This is a genomic window from Frigoribacterium sp. UYMn621 (assembly GCF_040549525.1).
GTDB lineage: Bacteria > Actinomycetota > Actinomycetes > Actinomycetales > Microbacteriaceae > Lacisediminihabitans.
Window position 1 is genome coordinate 280961 of the sequence record NZ_JBEPTM010000003.1, and the last position, 16307, is coordinate 297267.

At 67.4% G+C, this 16307-nt stretch carries 16 protein-coding genes; 7 read left to right on the top strand and 9 right to left on the bottom strand.

Going from position 1 to position 16307, the window contains the following annotated elements; genetic code table 11:
* Positions 1 to 7 precede the first annotated feature (7 nt).
* On the bottom strand, positions 8 to 1666 hold the full coding sequence (locus ABIB54_RS07710) for an FAD-binding dehydrogenase (RefSeq protein WP_354574929.1): 1659 nt from the start codon (positions 1664 to 1666) through the stop codon (positions 8 to 10).
* 191 nt (positions 1667 to 1857) lie between these two features.
* A complete protein-coding gene (locus tag ABIB54_RS07715) occupies positions 1858 to 2445 on the bottom strand; it encodes a TetR/AcrR family transcriptional regulator (protein WP_354574930.1) in 588 nt (195 codons plus the stop codon).
* Positions 2446 to 2564: 119 nt separating this feature from the next.
* On the opposite strand from ABIB54_RS07715, the gene ABIB54_RS07720 reads away from it, so the two are divergent.
* The 3 genes from ABIB54_RS07720 to ABIB54_RS07730 are packed head-to-tail and all read left to right on the top strand — an operon-like array spanning position 2565 to position 5022.
* A complete protein-coding gene (locus ABIB54_RS07720) occupies positions 2565 to 3731 on the top strand; it encodes an acyl-CoA dehydrogenase family protein (RefSeq protein ID WP_354574931.1) in 1167 nt (388 codons plus the stop codon).
* Entirely contained in the window at positions 3731 to 4213 is a 483-nt protein-coding gene (locus ABIB54_RS07725) for a MaoC family dehydratase (RefSeq protein WP_354574932.1), read from the top strand. The genes ABIB54_RS07720 and ABIB54_RS07725 overlap by 1 nt, the downstream gene beginning before the upstream one ends.
* A complete protein-coding gene (locus ABIB54_RS07730) occupies positions 4210 to 5022 on the top strand; it encodes an HpcH/HpaI aldolase/citrate lyase family protein (protein ID WP_354574933.1) in 813 nt (270 codons plus the stop codon). The genes ABIB54_RS07725 and ABIB54_RS07730 overlap by 4 nt, the downstream gene beginning before the upstream one ends.
* Here ABIB54_RS07730 and ABIB54_RS07735 read toward each other — a convergent pair.
* The 7 genes from ABIB54_RS07735 to ABIB54_RS07765 all read right to left on the bottom strand — a co-directional run bounded on the left by ABIB54_RS07735 (position 5019) and on the right by ABIB54_RS07765 (position 13037).
* Positions 5019 to 6119, bottom strand: coding sequence for a fatty acid desaturase family protein (locus tag ABIB54_RS07735; protein WP_354574934.1), 1101 nt, complete (start codon positions 6117 to 6119; stop codon positions 5019 to 5021). The genes ABIB54_RS07730 and ABIB54_RS07735 overlap by 4 nt on opposite strands.
* A gap of 234 nt (positions 6120 to 6353) precedes the next feature.
* A complete protein-coding gene (locus ABIB54_RS07740) occupies positions 6354 to 6815 on the bottom strand; it encodes a globin (RefSeq protein ID WP_354574935.1) in 462 nt (153 codons plus the stop codon).
* On the bottom strand, positions 6812 to 7825 hold the full coding sequence (locus ABIB54_RS07745; protein ID WP_354574936.1) for a mechanosensitive ion channel family protein: 1014 nt from the start codon (positions 7823 to 7825) through the stop codon (positions 6812 to 6814). Before ABIB54_RS07745 ends, ABIB54_RS07740 begins: the two co-directional genes overlap by 4 nt.
* Before the next feature lie 49 nt (positions 7826 to 7874).
* On the bottom strand, positions 7875 to 8714 hold the full coding sequence (locus ABIB54_RS07750) for an ABC transporter permease (protein ID WP_354574937.1): 840 nt from the start codon (positions 8712 to 8714) through the stop codon (positions 7875 to 7877).
* Positions 8711 to 9625, bottom strand: coding sequence for an ABC transporter ATP-binding protein (locus tag ABIB54_RS07755; protein WP_354574938.1), 915 nt, complete (start codon positions 9623 to 9625; stop codon positions 8711 to 8713). The genes ABIB54_RS07750 and ABIB54_RS07755 overlap by 4 nt, the downstream gene beginning before the upstream one ends.
* A 168-nt stretch (positions 9626 to 9793) precedes the next feature.
* A complete protein-coding gene (gene pepN / locus ABIB54_RS07760) occupies positions 9794 to 12331 on the bottom strand; it encodes an aminopeptidase N (protein WP_354574939.1) in 2538 nt (845 codons plus the stop codon).
* A gap of 55 nt (positions 12332 to 12386) precedes the next feature.
* Positions 12387 to 13037 (bottom strand): hypothetical protein, encoded by a 651-nt coding sequence (locus ABIB54_RS07765; RefSeq protein WP_354574940.1) that lies wholly within the window; start codon positions 13035 to 13037, stop codon positions 12387 to 12389.
* Positions 13038 to 13145: 108 nt separating this feature from the next.
* Here ABIB54_RS07765 and ABIB54_RS07770 point away from each other — a divergent pair, with 108 nt between their 5' ends.
* The 4 genes from ABIB54_RS07770 to ABIB54_RS07785 all read left to right on the top strand — a co-directional run bounded on the left by ABIB54_RS07770 (position 13146) and on the right by ABIB54_RS07785 (position 16269).
* A complete protein-coding gene (locus ABIB54_RS07770) occupies positions 13146 to 13769 on the top strand; it encodes a mycothiol-dependent nitroreductase Rv2466c family protein (RefSeq protein WP_354574941.1) in 624 nt (207 codons plus the stop codon).
* A gap of 100 nt (positions 13770 to 13869) precedes the next feature.
* Positions 13870 to 15294, top strand: a complete 1425-nt coding sequence (locus ABIB54_RS07775) for an NAD(P)/FAD-dependent oxidoreductase (RefSeq protein ID WP_354574942.1) — start codon at positions 13870 to 13872, stop codon at positions 15292 to 15294.
* A gap of 37 nt (positions 15295 to 15331) precedes the next feature.
* Entirely contained in the window at positions 15332 to 15913 is a 582-nt protein-coding gene (locus ABIB54_RS07780) for a DinB family protein (protein ID WP_354574943.1), read from the top strand.
* The gene (locus ABIB54_RS07785) at positions 15910 to 16269 is read left to right on the top strand and encodes a cupin domain-containing protein (RefSeq protein WP_354574944.1); all 360 of its coding nucleotides are present in this window, start codon (positions 15910 to 15912) and stop codon (positions 16267 to 16269) included. The genes ABIB54_RS07780 and ABIB54_RS07785 overlap by 4 nt, the downstream gene beginning before the upstream one ends.
* The last annotated feature ends 38 nt before the right edge of the window (positions 16270 to 16307 follow it).

The window sequence follows — 16307 nt, forward strand, 5'->3', positions numbered from 1 at the left end:
TGCCCGCTCAGAGCGCACGCGAGACGGCGCGGCCCGCCACCCGACCCGAGAACAGGCACCCGCCGAGGAAGGTCCCTTCGAGGGAGCGGTAGCCGTGCATGCCTCCACCGCCGAATCCGCTCGCCTCTCCGGCCGCATACAGGCCCGGGATCGGCTCGCCGGTCGCGGCGAGGGCGCGGCCGTCGAGATCCGTCTCGATGCCCCCGAGGCTCTTGCGGGTGAGGATATGCAACTTCACCGCGATCAGCGGCCCGGCCTTCGGATCGAGAATCCGGTGCGGCGTAGCCACCCGGATGAGTTTGTCGCCCCGATACCGTCGCGCCTGCCTGAGAGCGTTGACCTGCGCGTCCTTGGAGAAGTCGTTGGCCAGTTCGCGGTCGCGGCCCTCGATCTCCTGCCGCACCCTGGCCGCGTCGATCGCCACCTCCGGGCTGAGCTTCTGCATCCCGGCCAGCAGCTCGTCGAGGGTGTCCGCCACCACGAAATCGGCTCCCTTCCGCTTGAATGCCTCGACCGGCCCCGGTGCCCCGGGCCGCAGCCGCTTGGCGAGAAGGCGATAGTCCCGGTTCGTGAAGTCGGGGTTCTGTTCGCTGCCCGAGAGCGCGAACTCCTTTTCGATGATCTTCTGCGTGAGCACGAACCAACTGTGGTCATGGCCGGTCGCGACGATGTGCTCGAGGGTGCCGAGGGTGTCGAAGCCGGGGAACAGTGGCACGGGCAGGCGGCGGCCGGTGGCATCCAGCCAGAGTGACGACGGTCCGGGGAGGATGCGGATGCCGTGGCGCTCCCACACCGGCGCGTAGTTCTCGATCCCCTCCACGTAGTGCCACATGCGGTCGCCATTGATGAGGTGCGCGCCGGCTTTCTCGCTGATCCCGAGCATGCGGCCGTCCACGTGCGCGGGCACCCCCGAGAGCATCTTCTGCGGTGGCGTGCCCATTCGCGTCGGCCACTGCTGGCGCACGAGGTCGTGGTTGCCGCCGATGCCGCCGCTCGTCACGATGACGGCAGAGGCACGCAGTTCGAAGTCGGCGGCCACCTCCCGGTTCGAGGGCGCGCCGCGTTCCGCGGCATCCGCAGCGAGCACGGCGCCGCGCACCCCGACGACCGCCCCCTCGTCGACGATGAGTTCGTCGACCCGGTGGCGGAATGCCAGGGTGACCAAACCGCTGTCCACTCCCGCACGAACGCGGCGTACGAAGGGGGCGAGTACCCCGGGGCCGGTTCCCCAGGTGATGTGGAATCTCGGCACCGAATTGCCGTGTTCGAGGGCCGTGTAGCCTCCGCGTTCGGCCCAGCCCACCACGGGGAAGAACCGCACGCCTTGTTCACGCAGCCACGCTCGCTTCTCTCCGGAGGCGAAGTCGAGATACGCCTCGGCCCACTTCCGCGGCCAGGCGTCTTCGTCGCGGTCGAATCCGGCAGTCGCCAGCCAGTCTTGCCGCGCCAGCTCGAGTGAGTCGCGCACACCGAGGCGGCGTTGCTCGGGGGAGTCGATGAGGAAGATTCCGCCGAATGACCACCAGGCCTGCCCGCCGAAGCTCGCCTCGGGCTCTTGCTCGAGAATCGTGACCCTTCTGCCGGCGTCGACGAGTTCGGCCGCGGCGACGAGGCCGGCCAGGCCGGCACCGACGATCAGAACATCAGTGGTGGATGGGTCGGGCATCCGGTGGCTCCTTCGTCACGGTGTTCTCGCGGTGCGCGTGGTGCAACGCTATCGGTACCCGAGATCGGTTCGACTCCTTCGTGAGGGTTGTCTCGGCGTCGAACCAGAACTCGTGCGTCGGGTGTGCACCGAGTACGCCCCGGCACGACAGGACGAGGTGCCGGAGGACCGCTGGGCCGGACCGGCCGGCGTCAGGCCCGGAGACCGGCCCGGGCCATCGCCTCGAGAATCTGACCGGTGCCGGCGGAATGACCGCTGTGGGGGGTCGAATTGATGAGTCCGAAGGTGGCGTGGGCCTTCACCCGCAGGGCGGCGGCGGGGGTTTCGGGGTCGAGCCGCGCAAGCACCCCAACCCAGAGCTCGACATAGTTGCGCTGAAGGGCACGAACCTGGTGCTGGTCGGCGGGGGCGAGGCTCTCCAGGTCGCGATCCTGCACGCGGATGACATCGGCATTCGCCAGCGCGAACGCGACGTGGAACGCGATGAGCTCGTGAAGGGTGGCCGTGGCATCCGAGCCGCCGTCGATCACGGTCGTGCCGCCGTCGAAAAGCCCCTGGCTCACGTCGATGAGCAGTGCGGCAAGCACGGACTGCTTGCCGGGGAAGTGCCGGTAGACGGCCGGCCCGCTGACTCCGGCAGCGGAACCCAGATCCTCCATCGAGACTCGATCGAAGCCGCGTTCGGCGAACAGCCGGGCGGCGGAGTCGAGCAGAGCCGTGCGGCGGTCGGCCTTGGCGCGAGCCCGTGGGGTCTCGCGAGAGTCGGTTTCGACAGTCATCCGAGCCCTCCGATCGTGTGGATTCACACTCTAGTGTGGACAATCCAGTTAGTCATCACTAACCTGATTGAGTTAGTCAAGACTTACTGAAGCGCGCCCGAACTGTCGATGGAGACACCATGCACTTTGACCTCACCGATGACCAGCAGCGAGTGAGTGACCTCGTTCGCGACTTCGCCGACCGGGTGGTCGCCCCGGTGGCGGCGAAGCACGACGCCGAGCACAGCTTTCCCTACGAGGTCGTCTCCCAGATGGCCGACCTCGGACTCTTCGGGCTGCCCTTCCCCACCGAACTCGGCGGCCAGGGCAAGGACTACTTCACCCTGTGCCTCGCTGTCGAACAGTTGGGAAGGGTCGACCAGAGTGTCGGGGTCACCCTCGAGGCCGGCGTGGGGCTCGGGGCGATGCCGGTGTTCCGCCGTGGCACCGACGCGCAGCGCGAGGAGTGGATGCCTCAACTCGCGAGCGGCCGAGCGCTCGCCGGGTTCGGACTCACCGAAGCCGATGCCGGGTCGGATGCCGCGGGTACCAAGACCACCGCCGAACTCGTCGACGGGGAATGGGTGATCAACGGCACCAAGCAATTCATCACCAACTCCGGCACAGACATCACCCGGCTGGTGACGATCACCGCGGTGACGGGTGAATCCACGCAGGAAGACGGATCGATCAAGAAGGAACTCTCCGCGATCCTCGTGCCGACACCGATCGCCGGATTCACCGTCGAGCCGGGCTACGACAAGGTGGGATGGCACGCGAGCGACACGCATCCGCTCAGCCTCCGCAACGTGCGCGTGCCGGAAGCGAATCTGCTCGGCGAGCGGGGCCGCGGTTTCGCCAACTTCGTGCAGACCCTCGATGAGGGCCGCATCGCTGTGGCCGCTCTCGCGACCGGCGCCGCTCAGGGCTGTCTCGACGAATCGGTGCGCTACGCCAAATCGCGCAATGTGTTCGGGCGCAGCATCGGGTCCAACCAGTCCATCTCCTTCAAGATCGCGCGAATGCAGGCGCGTGCCCACACGGCCCGCCTCGCGTACTACGATGCCGCGCGCCGTATGCTCGCCGGGAGGCCGTTCAAAGCGCAGGCCTCGATCGCGAAGATGGTGGCGGGGGAAGCGGCGATGGACAACGCGCGCGACGCCACCCAGATCTTCGGCGGATACGGGTTCCTCAACGAGAATCCGGTCGCGAGGCAGTACCGTGACTCGAAGATCCTCGAAATCGGCGAAGGGACCACCGAAGTGCAGCTCATGGTGATCGCGCGAGACCTCGGATTCTCCGACTGATGGATGGCGCGCACCGGGACATCCTGCAGCGCGGGCTCTGGTTCGAGGAGTTCGAGCTCGGCGCCCGCTACCTCCACCGCCCGGGACGCACCGTCAGCGAAGCCGATAATGTGCTCTTCACGACGCTCACCATGAACACTCAGGCGCTGCACCTCGATGCGGCGTTCGCCGCGACTCAGCCCTTCGGGCAACGGTTGGTCAACTCCATGTTCACGCTCTCGACGATGGTGGGGAGCTCCGTGGCGCAACTCACCCAGGGCACACTGGTCGCAAACCTCGGGTTCGGCGACATCACCTTCCCGGCACCACTCTTTCTCGGGGACACCCTGTACAGCTCCACGGTGGTGGAGGAGAAGAGGCTGTCGAAGTCGCGCCCGGGTCAGGGCATCGTGGTGCTTCGTCACAGCGGCCGGAACCAGGATGATGTGGTCGTGGCGACGGCGGTGCGCTCCACGCTGGTCTGGTGCGAGGGCGCGTCGTGACCTTCGACCTCGGCCCCGCACTGCTGTTCTGCCCGGCCGACCGTCCCGATCGCTTCGACAAGGCGGCGGAGCGGGCGGATGCCGTGATCCTCGACCTCGAGGATGCCGTGGCCACCGGCGACAAGGCGGCGGCCCGCGAGACGCTCGTTGCCCATCCGCTCGATCCGGCAACCACGATCGTTCGGGTGAACGCGGTGGACTCCGGATACTTCGACGACGACCTCGCCGCGCTCGCCTGCACCGGCTACCGCCGGGTGATGCTCGCGAAGGCGGAGACGGCGGTCCAGGTGGATCGGCTCTACGGTTTCGAGGTCATCGCCCTGTGCGAGACGGCCGCCGGCATCGTGAACGTCGCCTCGATTGCGGCCGCGCCCTCGGTGGTCGCCCTGATGTGGGGCGCAGAGGACCTCGTGGCCTCCCTCGGGGGAACCTCGAGTCGCGATGGCGACGGACGCTATCGCGCCGTCGCCGTGCACGCCCGTTCGAGCATGCTTCTCGCGGCGGGAGCAGCGGGCAAAGCCGCAATCGACTCGGTATACGTCGATATCCCCGACCTGTCCGGTCTGGAACGGGAGGCGCGGGACGCCCGGGCGAGCGGTTTCTCGGCCACCGCGTGCATCCATCCGAGCCAGGTGTCGGCGATCCGGACCGCCTATCTCCCGTCACCGGAGGAAGTCGCCGCCGCTACCGCGATGCTCGCGGCGGCCGAGGGGGAGCGTGGTGTCTTCCGCTTCGATGGACGCATGGTCGATGAGCCCGTCCTGCGACACGCGCGAGCGGTCCTGGCGCGCGGGACTTCACAGCCTTAGCGGCCGAAGGCGGTCGCGGCCGGGCAGTCGAAGGGGTCGCCGCCGGCAGCCAGGCCGACGCGGTTGAGGTAGCGCACCACGATGGCGTAAGACGCGCGCAGCGAGGTCTCCGTATAGGGGATGGCGTGCGCCTCGCAGTATTCGCGGGCGATCTCGCGTGCCTTCTTCAGGTGCGGGCGCGGCATGTTGGGGAACAGGTGATGCTCGACCTGGTGGTTGAGTCCGCCCATGAAGGTGTCCATCGCCCAGTTGCCGCGGATGTTGCGGGAGGTGAGCACCTGGCGCCGGAGGAAGTCGACCGTGGAGTCGTGGGGCAGCACGGGCATCCCCTTGTGGTTGGGCGCGAAGGATGCGCCCATGTACACGCCGAAGACGGCCAGCTGCACGCCGATGAAGGCGAAGGCCATACCGGGCGAAAGCAGCAGGAAGATGGCGACGATGTAGAGAGCGATACGGGGGACGAGCATGGAGATCTCGAGCGCCCGACGATCGACCTTCGCGCGACCGAACACCGTGCGGAAACCGGCGATGTGCAGGTTGACACCCTCGAAGATCAGAATCGGAAAGAACAGGTAGCCCTGGCGGCGGGTGAACCAGGCATAGAGCCCACCGGCCTTCGCCGCATCCTCGGGCACGAACGAGACGAAGTCCCGCTCGATGTCGGGATCCTTGCCGATGATGTTGGGGTTCGCGTGGTGGCGGCTGTGCTTGGTCATCCACCAGGAGTAGCTGATGCCGACGAAGAGGTTGGCGATCAGTCGTCCGGCCAGGTCGTTGGCCCTGCCCGATTCGAAGACCTGGCGGTGGGATGCCTCGTGGGCGAGAAAGGCGAACTGGGTGAGGATCAGTCCGAGGGCTGCGGCGAGCAGCAGCTGGAACCAGGATTCGCCCAGCAGGACCATCCCGGTGACGGCGGCCGCGAGTGCCCCGAGAAGAGCGGCGAACATGCCGTAGTAGAAGCCCCGGCTGCGCTGAAGAAGGCCGGCATCCCGGACGGTTCGAAGAAGGGCCGAGTACTCGGTCGTCGGATTCGAACGGTCGCCGCGTGGCTTCGTCTTGGTGAAGGTGACGACGGGAGTGCTGGTGGTCGTGCTCATGCTGAGCCTCGCTCTGGTGGGTGGTCGATGGGGCGACCGGGATCCAGGGCAACCTGTATCCACGGTAACCGGTAGTTCGGAACTGACCGCTCCGCAGGTGGGATGTCCGGAGCGGACTCCCAGTCGCCGGTCAGGCTTCGCCGTTGGTCGAGAGCACGCGAGTGGTCGAGAGCGTGCGAGCAACGGGCGCGGGCCGGGGCGGTGGCCCGGTGATCTCGAAACGATCGGCGGACGTCACTCCTCGAAGGTGTTGACCATCGCGTGTGCCGCGCGGTCGAGGTACCCCCAGAGCGTGGCGTCATCGAGCGGGGAGAGGTAGAGCCCGTCCACGGCGGCGCGCATGTGGTGCAGCCAGCGGTCGCGGGCATCCGGATTGACCGTGAACGGCAGGTGCCGCGCGCGAAGCCGCGGGTGCCCGCGCTGCTCGGAATAGGTGCCCGGCCCGCCCCAGTACTGCTCGAGGAATCCGGTCAGTCGTTGGATCGCGCCCTCGAGCTCCGGCTGCTCCGGATACATCGGCATCAGCACCTCGTCGGTACGGATGCCGTCGTAAAACGCGCGCACGAGCTGCTCGAATGCGGCCCGCCCACCGATCTTCTCGTAGAAGCTTCCCGTCGCGGCTTCGCCGTGTTCGCTCACGCGAAGTGTCACCGGGTTGATCTGCCCGCCGGGGATGCCGGGAATCTCGGTGCTCATGAGCGCGCCTTCCTCGGTGATTTCGGTTCCGCTGTCGTCGCTATCGGATTCGGGGCCGTCCGTGGCGGACGCGCCCCCTTGACGCTCTCCGCACCTTCGAAACCGCTCAGCACAATGCTGTTGAGGGCCGGCAGTCTGATGCCCATCGCGTCAAGTCCGGACTTGAGTCGTGCGCGCAGGTCGCGCGCGACGTCGTCCTTCGTTCCCGGTCGCGTCTTCACGACCAGCCTGATCACGATCGCCTCGGCCGAGATCGACTCGATGCCCCAGATCTCGGGCTTCTCGAGGATGCGACTGCGCCACTTGAGGTCGGCGGCCATCTGTGTCGCGATCCCGAGCATGCGCTCCTGTACGGCCGCGACATCCGCGTCGTACGGCACCGCGAGGTCGATGATGACCCGCGACCAGCCCTGCGACATGTTGCCGACCCTGATGATCTCGCCGTTGCGCACGAACCAGACGGTGCCGTTGACATCGCGGATCTGCGTGATGCGGATGCCGACGGTCTCGACGACACCGGTCGCCGGACCGAGGTCCACCACATCCCCGACGCCGAGCTGGTCCTCCGCGACCATGAAGAGACCGTTCAGCACGTCCTTCACGATGTTCTGGGCGCCGAAACCGAGACCCGCCCCGAGAGCGGCGGTGATGAGGGCGAATGACCCGAGGATGGTGGGATTGATGGTGGTGATCACCGAGAGACCCGCAACGATGACGAGTACGACGGCCACGATGTTGTTGAGCACACTGCCGAGGGTGCGGGTGCGCTGGACCACTCTCACCGCGCTGAGCGGGGAGGTGCTGAGTGCCTGGGTGTCTTCCACATTCTGGCGTTTCTTCACGCCCGTGACGATGCGCTTGACCACGCGGTCGATCACGAACCGCAGCACAACGCGCAACACGACTGCCACGACGATGATCACGATCACCTGCACGAGTGTCATCTCGTAGATGGACTTGACGGTCGCCCAGAAGGCGGTCCATCCGTCGATCGCTACCGCAGTCACCATGGTCACCGAGTTTACCGGCGACCGGTTGTGCGCTCCCTCCGCGGGCGGGTCAGGCGTCCCGTCGCTTCAGCAGAACGCTGGCGAGGATTCCGAACAGCGCGACCCAGGCCACAAGGACGAGCAGCCCCTGGGCGGGATCCAGCACGATCACATCGGGCACCTTCGGCGCCGGCGTTGCGGTGTAGCTGTACATCCGTGCCCCTGCGCTGCTTGGCAGTAATTCGAAGAGGTTCTGCACCCAGGCCGCCCGGGTCACGGCGGCGAAGATCTGCAACACGATCGGAGCCACGAAGATCAGTCCGAGTGCGGCCGAGATCCCCGCCGCACTGTTGCGCACGATCGCACCGAGGAACAGGGCGACGAGTCCGATGAGGGCCAGGAACGCCGCGCCTCCGACGATCGCCCCCCAGGCCCTGCCGTCGGACAGGTCGAGGGTGAGCCCCTTCCCGGTGAGCAGCCCCTGGGCGAGCAGCGCCGCGACCACGATGCTCACGAGGGAGATCACGAAGCTCACAACCGAGAACACGACGGCCTTGGAGATGAGCGCGGGAATCCGCTTCGGAACGGCGGTGAGGGTGGAGCGGATCATCCCGGTGCCGTACTCGCCCGTGATGACGAGCGCTCCGAGCACGGAGACGACGAGCTGGCTGAACGCGATGCCGATGGTGGAGAACTGCACCCAGTAGCCCTGGTCGATCGACGCTGTCGACGCTCCCTGTGGCTGGAACGAGACGGCCAGAAGCACTCCGAGGCCGATATTGATGAGGATGATGAGGCCGTAGCACCACATCGTGGAGCGGAGGGAGGAGAGCTTGATCCACTCCGAGAGCAGCAGCCCGCGAAAGCTGAGTCCCGATCCGTGAGCGACGTAGGCCTGGGTGGTGGTCATCGTGGGGTTCCTCCGGCATGGTATTCGACCTCGTCCTTGGTGAGAGCGAGGTAGGCGTCTTCGAGCGAACCGGCCTGCGGGGAGAGCTCGTGGAGCACGACGCCGTTTTTGGCGGCGAGCTCACCGATCTGCGCGGAGGAAAGCCCCGTCACCTGCATGAGTTGTGGTTCGCGGTGGGTGATCGAGATGTCGGGCGCGGAGAGAAGTGCGCCGAAGCGCTCCGCGTCCGGGGTGCGCACCAGCATGGCTGTTCCCGTGGCGAGCGCGAGGATCTCTCCCACCGGCGCATCCGCGATGATCCGTCCGCGCCCCAGAACGATGATGTGATCGGCGGTCTGCGCCATCTCGCTCATCAGGTGCGAGGAGAGGAAGATGGTGCGGCCCTCCGAGGCCAGGAACCGGGCGAGGGTGCGCACCCAGATCACTCCCTCGGGATCGAGGCCGTTGACCGGCTCATCGAGGATGAGCGTCGCCGGGTCGCCGAGGAGGGCGGCGGCGATGCCGAGCCGCTGGCCCATCCCGAGCGAGAAGCCGCCGACGCGCTTGCGGGCGACCGAATCGAGACCGGTGAGGCCGATCACCTCATCCACGCGCGCGCGTCCGATGCTGTGCGTGGCGGCGAGGGCGCGAAGGTGGTTGATCGCCGACCGTCCGGTGTGCACGGCTTTGGCGTCGAGCAAGACGCCAACCTCGCGGAGGGGAGCCCTCAGGGCGCTGTAGCTCTTCCCGTTGACGGTGACGGATCCGCTGGAGGGGCGGTCGAGACCGACCACGAGCCGCATGGTCGTCGACTTTCCCGCGCCATTCGGCCCGAGGAACCCCGTCACCAGCCCGGGTTTCACCGAGAACGTCACGTCGTCCACGGCGGTCTTCATGCCGTATCGCTTGGTCAGGCCGGTCGCTTCGATCACGAAATCATCCTCATGATTCGAGCCTAGCGAGGCCGTTTCCCGGGCGAATCATCCCTCCGGGGGATATTCGCCGCCGCGGGCAAAACGGGCGTGTGCGGTCATTCCGGGCGGGCATGCCGACCCGGGATGACCGCACACGCCCGCAATTGCGGCGAATGCGGAAGCGGTCTACGCGTCCTTCGCCTGCACGGCCAGGGCGCGCTCGACCCCGGCGAGGTTCTCCGTGACGAGTCGACGCAACGCCGGGACGTCCGGGTTGGCGGCAAGCCACGCCGTCGTCGCGTCGACGAGGGCGACGGATGCCAGCGGCGAGGGGTACAGCCCAAGCACGATGTACTCCGCGATCTTGTACGACCGCGTGGCCCAGATGTCGCCGATGGCCGCGAAGTACGGCTCGATGAGCGATTCGAGCACCGAGGGATCGTTCACGTGCAGGTAGCCCATGGTCACGTTGCGCACTATCGAGTTGGGCAGGGCATCGCTGTCGACGAGAGAGTCGAAAGCGGCACGCTTGGCCTCCGCTGTCGGGATCGTGGCGGATGCCCGTGCCGCGGCCTGCTGCCCGTTGGAGGTGTTGTCGGCGGCGAGCGCCGCGTCGATCTCCGACTGTCCAACGGCACCGAGCAGCACGAGTCCCTCGAGGATCTCCCACCCGAGGTCGGTGTCGATCTCCAGGCCCTCGAGCGGCGCGGAGCCGTCGCGCAGCCCGGCGAGGGCCGCGGCGTGCTCCGGCGTCGAGGCGTAGGCCGCGAAGAACTTGACGAACTGGAACTGCGCGTCGGAGCCGGGGGTCGCGTCCGTCGCGAGAGTCCACAGAGCGTCGCCGACCCGCGTCAGCGTCTCCGTGCGCCGCTCGGGAGCCACGTACTGCTTGGCGACGAGGCCGAGCTGGCTGAGCGTCGTGCGGATGGTCGTCGACTCGGTCTCGCTCGCGATATTGCCGAGGGCCAGACGCACGTAGTCGCTCGCGGCGCTCTCTCCGTCGCGGGTCGCATCCCAGGCCGCTCCCCAGACGATGGCGCGGGCGAGCGGGTTCTCGATGTGGGCGAGGTGGTCGATCGCCACGGCGAGCGAGTCGGCGTCGAGGCGGATCTTCGCGTAGGCGAGGTCGTCGTCGTTGAGGAGCACGAGCGCCGGCTTGGTCGTGCCGACCAGCTCCGGCACCTCGGTGCGCGCGCCGTCGACGTCGAGTTCCACCCGGTGGGTGCGCACGAGTGATCCATCGAAGAGGTCGTAGTAGCCGACGGCCAGGCGATGTGGACGGATGGTCGGGTAGTCGGCCGCGGCCGTCTGCACGATCGCGAAGGAGGTGATGACGCCCGTGGCATCCGTCTCGATCTCGGGTGTCAGTGTGTTGACACCCGCGGTCTCGAGCCAGAGCGCGGACCAACCACTGAGGTCACGCCCACTCGTGATCTCGAGCTCGGCGAGCAGGTCACCGAGCTCGGTGTTGCCGAACTCGTGCTTGGCGAAGTAGGCGGCGACACCGGCGAAGAAGGCGTCGATCCCGACCCAGGCCACGAGCTGCTTGAGCACAGATCCGCCCTTGGCGTAGGTGATGCCGTCGAAGTTCACCTGCACGGCCTCGAGATCCTCGATGGTGGCAACGACGGGATGCGTCGACGGCAGCTGGTCCTGGCGGTAGGCCCAGCTCTTCTCCATGGCCTGGAAGGTGGTCCACGCCTCGGTCCACTCGGTGGCCTCGGCCGTCGCGATGGTGGACGCCCACTCCGCGAAGGACTCGTTGAGCCAGAGGTCGTTCCACCACTTCATGGTGACGAGATCGCCGAACCACATGTGGGCGAGCTCGTGCAGGATCGTGACGACACGACGCTCCTTGATGGCGTCGGTCACCTTCGAGCGGAAGACGTAGGTCTCGGTGAAGGTGACCGCACCCGCGTTCTCCATCGCGCCGGCGTTGAACTCCGGCACGAAGAGCTGGTCGTACTTGGCGAAGGGGTAGGGGTACTGGAACTTCTCTTCGTAGTACGCGAAGCCCTGGCGGGTCTTCTCGAAGATGTAGTCGGCGTCGAGATACTGGCTGAGCGACTTGCGCGAGAACAGGCCGAGCGGGATGACGCGTCCGCTGCTGTTGGTCAGTTCGGAGCGCACGACCTCGTAGGGGCCGGCGACGAGTGCGGTCACATAGGAGGAGAGGATCGGGGTCGGCTCGAAGGTCCAGGTCGCGGACTCGCCGTCGACGATGGGTTCGGGGGTGGGCGAATTGCTCACGAGCTGCCAGGCGGCGGGCGCGGTCACGGTGAATCCGAACGTCGCCTTGAGGTCGGGCTGCTCGAAGACGGCGAAGACGCGCCGGGAGTCCGGCACCTCGAACTGGGTGTACAGGTAGACCTCGTTGTCGACCGGGTCGACGAAGCGGTGCAGTCCCTCGCCGGTGTTCGTGTACTCCGCGTCCGCGACGACGGTGAGGGTGTTCTCGGCCTCGAGGCCGTCCAGCTGAATCCGGATGCCGTCGCTCACCGCAGCGGCGTCGAGCTCGGTGCCGTTGAGAGTGACGGAGTGCACCGTGCGCGTGATCGCGTCGATGAAGGTCGATGATCCCGCGGTGGCATCGAAGGTGACGGTCGTGGTGCTGCGGAAGGTCTCCGGCCCCGTGGTGAGGTCGAGTGTCACGTCATAGTGATCGACGGAGACGAGCGACTTGCGCTCCTGGGCTTCGACGCGGGTGAGGTTCTCTCCAGGCAATTGCGGCTCCTTCGCTCAATGGATCGTGTCCAACGAAAGAGTCTAGTTGCGCCCGTCAGGGGGTCGGCTGAAGCTCCCGGGCCGGCGCTTCGGAGGCGATGGCGCAGTCCGCGATGGCCTCGCCGAGAAGCTGCCGGAGACGGTCGTCCGGATCCTGCACGCACGCGTCCGCGATTCCCACGACGGCGGTGCGGATGATCGCGTCGCTCATCAGCGGAATCGACCGAGGGTTGACCGCTCCCGCCGCCGCCAGGAAGTCTGCGGCCCAGGAGGAGGCTCCGGGGGTGAACTCCAGGGCACGACGGATGAGGGTGCGGCTCACACTCGCCGCGCTCTCGCCGAAGCCGGCCAGGAGTTCATCGCACCGCAGGAGTCCCGCTGCGAGGGCACGCTGGCGTCCCTCGCTCGCGATCGGCAGTGCGGCGCTCGCCGCGCGCGCAGCGAGACGGATGCCCGTGATCGTGCCAGAGCCGGTGAGACCGATGACCGCGGGGATGAGAGTGACGAGGCGACCGCGCGCCGCGTCCGAGGTGCAGTCGTTCACCATGCGGGCGAGGGAGGCGAGCGCCGGATCGGTGCAGGCGGGGTGGTCGCTCCAGGGCTCACCGGCCAGGTAGGAGGCGTACTCCATGAAGCAGGCGCCGCGCCGCGGCGTGCGATGTTTGCCTCGGGACAGCACCGGAAGCAGGTCTGGAGTTGTGCGCATGATGGCCTCCCGCGACTGACGATTTCTGTCAGTCCAGTGTGCGCCTTCGGGCCCCGCGAATCCAGACCCCGACCGCATTTTCAGGTGACTGAGGGTACCTTTCGATTCATGACTTTTTCTGCGCCCGCCCCGACCGCTGTCGACTTCTGGTTCGACCCCTCCTGCCCCTGGGCCTGGATGACGAGCCGGTGGCTCGACGAGGTGGCGGTGCTTCGCGACCTCGAGGTGACCTGGCACGTCATGAGCCTCGCCGTGCTCAACGAGGATGCCACCGATCTGCCCGAGCACTATCGCGAGTTCCTGCCGCGTGCGCTGCGGTACACGCGCCTGGTCGCGGCGGTCACCGAATTGCACGGCCAATCCGCGGTAAAGCCCCTGTACGACGCGCTCGGGACGCGCATCCATCCCGGTGCCCGCACCGATGCCGACGCGATCATCGCCGAGGCCCTCGCGGAGACCGGGCTCCCCGCTTCGCTCGCGGCCCTCGCCGACACCGACGAATACGACCCGCAGATGCGGGCCTCCCATCTCGACGGGATCGAGAGGGTCGGCCAGGATGTCGGCACGCCGGTGATCGCGGTCGGTGGCTACGCCTTCTTCGGTCCCGTGATCTCTCCCGCACCCAAAGGCGAGCAGGCAGCGACACTGTGGGATGGCGTCGTCGCGCTGGCGAGCTACGACGGCTTCTTCGAAATCAAGCGCTCCCGCACACGGGGGCCGGTCTTCGACTGAGCGCTGCCGGCCCGGCGAACCACGCCGCCGATCGTCACCGCGCGAGGAAACATGCGGGCGCGAGTGTCCTCCGTGGGCGCGGCGACCGTAAGGTTGGCCCATGGCAAGCACCGTTTTCGAACGATCAGCACCCGACGCCCGCATCATCACAGACTCACTGGCGGATGCCCGGCTCGCCCCGTTCTGGCTCGACGACCTCGGCCGGCGGGAGGCTTACCCGCGCCACTCCGGCACTGTGCACTACGACCTCGCCGTGGTCGGTGGCGGCTACACCGGTCTCTGGACCGCTTTGCAGGCCGTCGAGCGGGATCCGGGCACGCGCGTCATCGTGCTCGAGGCGAAGACCGTCGGCTGGGCGGCATCCGGGCGCAACGGGGGCTTCTGCGAGGCATCCCTCACCCATGGCGAGTCCAACGGACTCGCCCGCTTTCCCCGGGAGCTGCCGCAGTTGGACAGGCTCGGTGCGGAGAACCTCGATGAGATCCAGGCGACCGTCGCACGGCTCGGGCTCGACTGCGACTTCGAGCGCACGGGCTCGCTCGCCGTGGCCACCGAGCGCTACCAGCTTGCCGAACTCGGGGCCGCCCACGACGGCGATGGCGAACTGTACTACGACGCCGCGGGAATCCGCTCCCTCGTCAATTCACCCACCTACGAGGGCGGACTGTGGAGCCGGCACGCGACGGCGCTCGTGCATCCGGCGAAACTCGCCGCGGAGCTCGCCCGGGCCTGTGTGGAGGCGGGAGTCGACATCCGCGAGAACTCGCCGGTGCGCGGCATCGACAGCGAGCTGCCCACCGGCGCGGTGACCCTCGCCACCGATGGCGGCTTCGTCAGCGCCGAGCGGGTCGCCCTGGCCACGAACGCCTTCCCGTCCCTGCTCAAGCGTTACCGGCTGCACACCGTGCCGGTGTACGACTACGTGCTCATGACCGAGCCGTTGACGGATGCCCAGCTCGCCTCCATCGGTTGGGAGGGCAGGCAGGGCATCGCCGATCTGGCTAACCAGTTCCACTACTACCGGCTGAGCGCCGACAACCGCATCCTCTGGGGCGGCTACGACGCGATCTACCACTACGGCGGACGCATCCGCGCACGCTACGACGACCGGCCGCAGTCGTTCCAGAGACTCGCCAGCCACTTCTTCACCACCTTCCCGCAGCTCCAAGGGGTGAAGTTCAGTCACCGCTGGGCCGGAGTGATCGACACCAGCACGAGATTCTGCGCCTTCTTCGGGCTCGCCCGTCGAGGGCGGGTGGCCTACGCCGCGGGCTTCACCGGTCTCGGAGTGGGAGCGAGCCGTTTCGCCGCCAACGTCATGCTCGATCACCTGTCGGGGGAGCCGACCGAGCGCACGGAGCTCGAGATGGTGCGCTCGACCCCCCTGCCGTTCCCGCCGGAGCCGGCGACCTACGCCGGCGTGCAGGCCACCAAATGGGCACTCGACCGGGCGGATCACAACGGCGGTCGCCGCAACCTGCTTCTGAAGACACTGGATGCGGCCGGGCTCGGTTTCGATTCCTGATGTTTCGGGCGTCGGCGGCCGGCAGTAGCGTGTGGGCATGAACCAACAGGATCTCTTCCTCATGTCCGACGCCGCCCTGCGGGAGGTCATCGATATGGTCGATGCCGACCAGCTCGCCCTCGCCGCCCCGGCCGACTGGTCCCGTAAGCCGAACCCGAGCCTGCGCGACATCCTCGCTTATCACGCCTTCGATGAGGCCTGGGTCCCGGACGTTCTGGCCGGGCGCACCGCGGAAGAGGTGGGCACGCGTCACGACGGCGATCTGCTCGGTGACGACCCGATCGGCAACTACGGCGAGATCAACGACGCGGCGACAGAGGCCGTCACCGGCGATCTCGACCTCGCGCGCACGGTTCACCTGAGTTACGGCGATTTCCCCCTCGGGGACTACCTCGTGCACACGAGCACGTATCGGGCATTCCAGGCGTGGTCGATCGCAAAGTTCATCGGCCTCGACTACTCGCTGCCCGATGCGCTCGTCGACGGACTGTGGGAGATCGTGGGGCCGCAGATCGACGGCTTCCGCGCGATGGGGGTGTTCCCGCCCGAGATCACGGTGCCGGACGACGCGGATGCCGAGACCCGGCTCCTCGCTCGCGTCGGATACTGGGTTCCGTGACGATCCCGGATTCCGCGGCCGGCCCGGGAGACGCCGCGGTCGCCGCCGGTGAGGTGCAGATCATTCTGGAGCCGGTCGCGCTCGAGCAGGTCCTGGACGGTGCGCCGAGCACCGGCTTCACGACCATCACCACTCTCGGTGACCTCGAAGTCGGGGTGTGGGAGATGACGGTGGGATCGATGCGGGATGTCGAGACCGACGAGGTGTTCGTCGTGATCGCCGGTCGCGCCACGGTCAGCTTCGACGCCGACGACCGGGTGATGGACCTCTCCGCGGGATCGGTCGCCCGACTCTCGGCCGGCGAACGCACGGTGTGGACGGTGACCGAGACGATTCGCAAGGTCTACCTCGCCTAGGTGTTCTTCCGTGGCATGTAAGCCCCGAGTGCATCGCC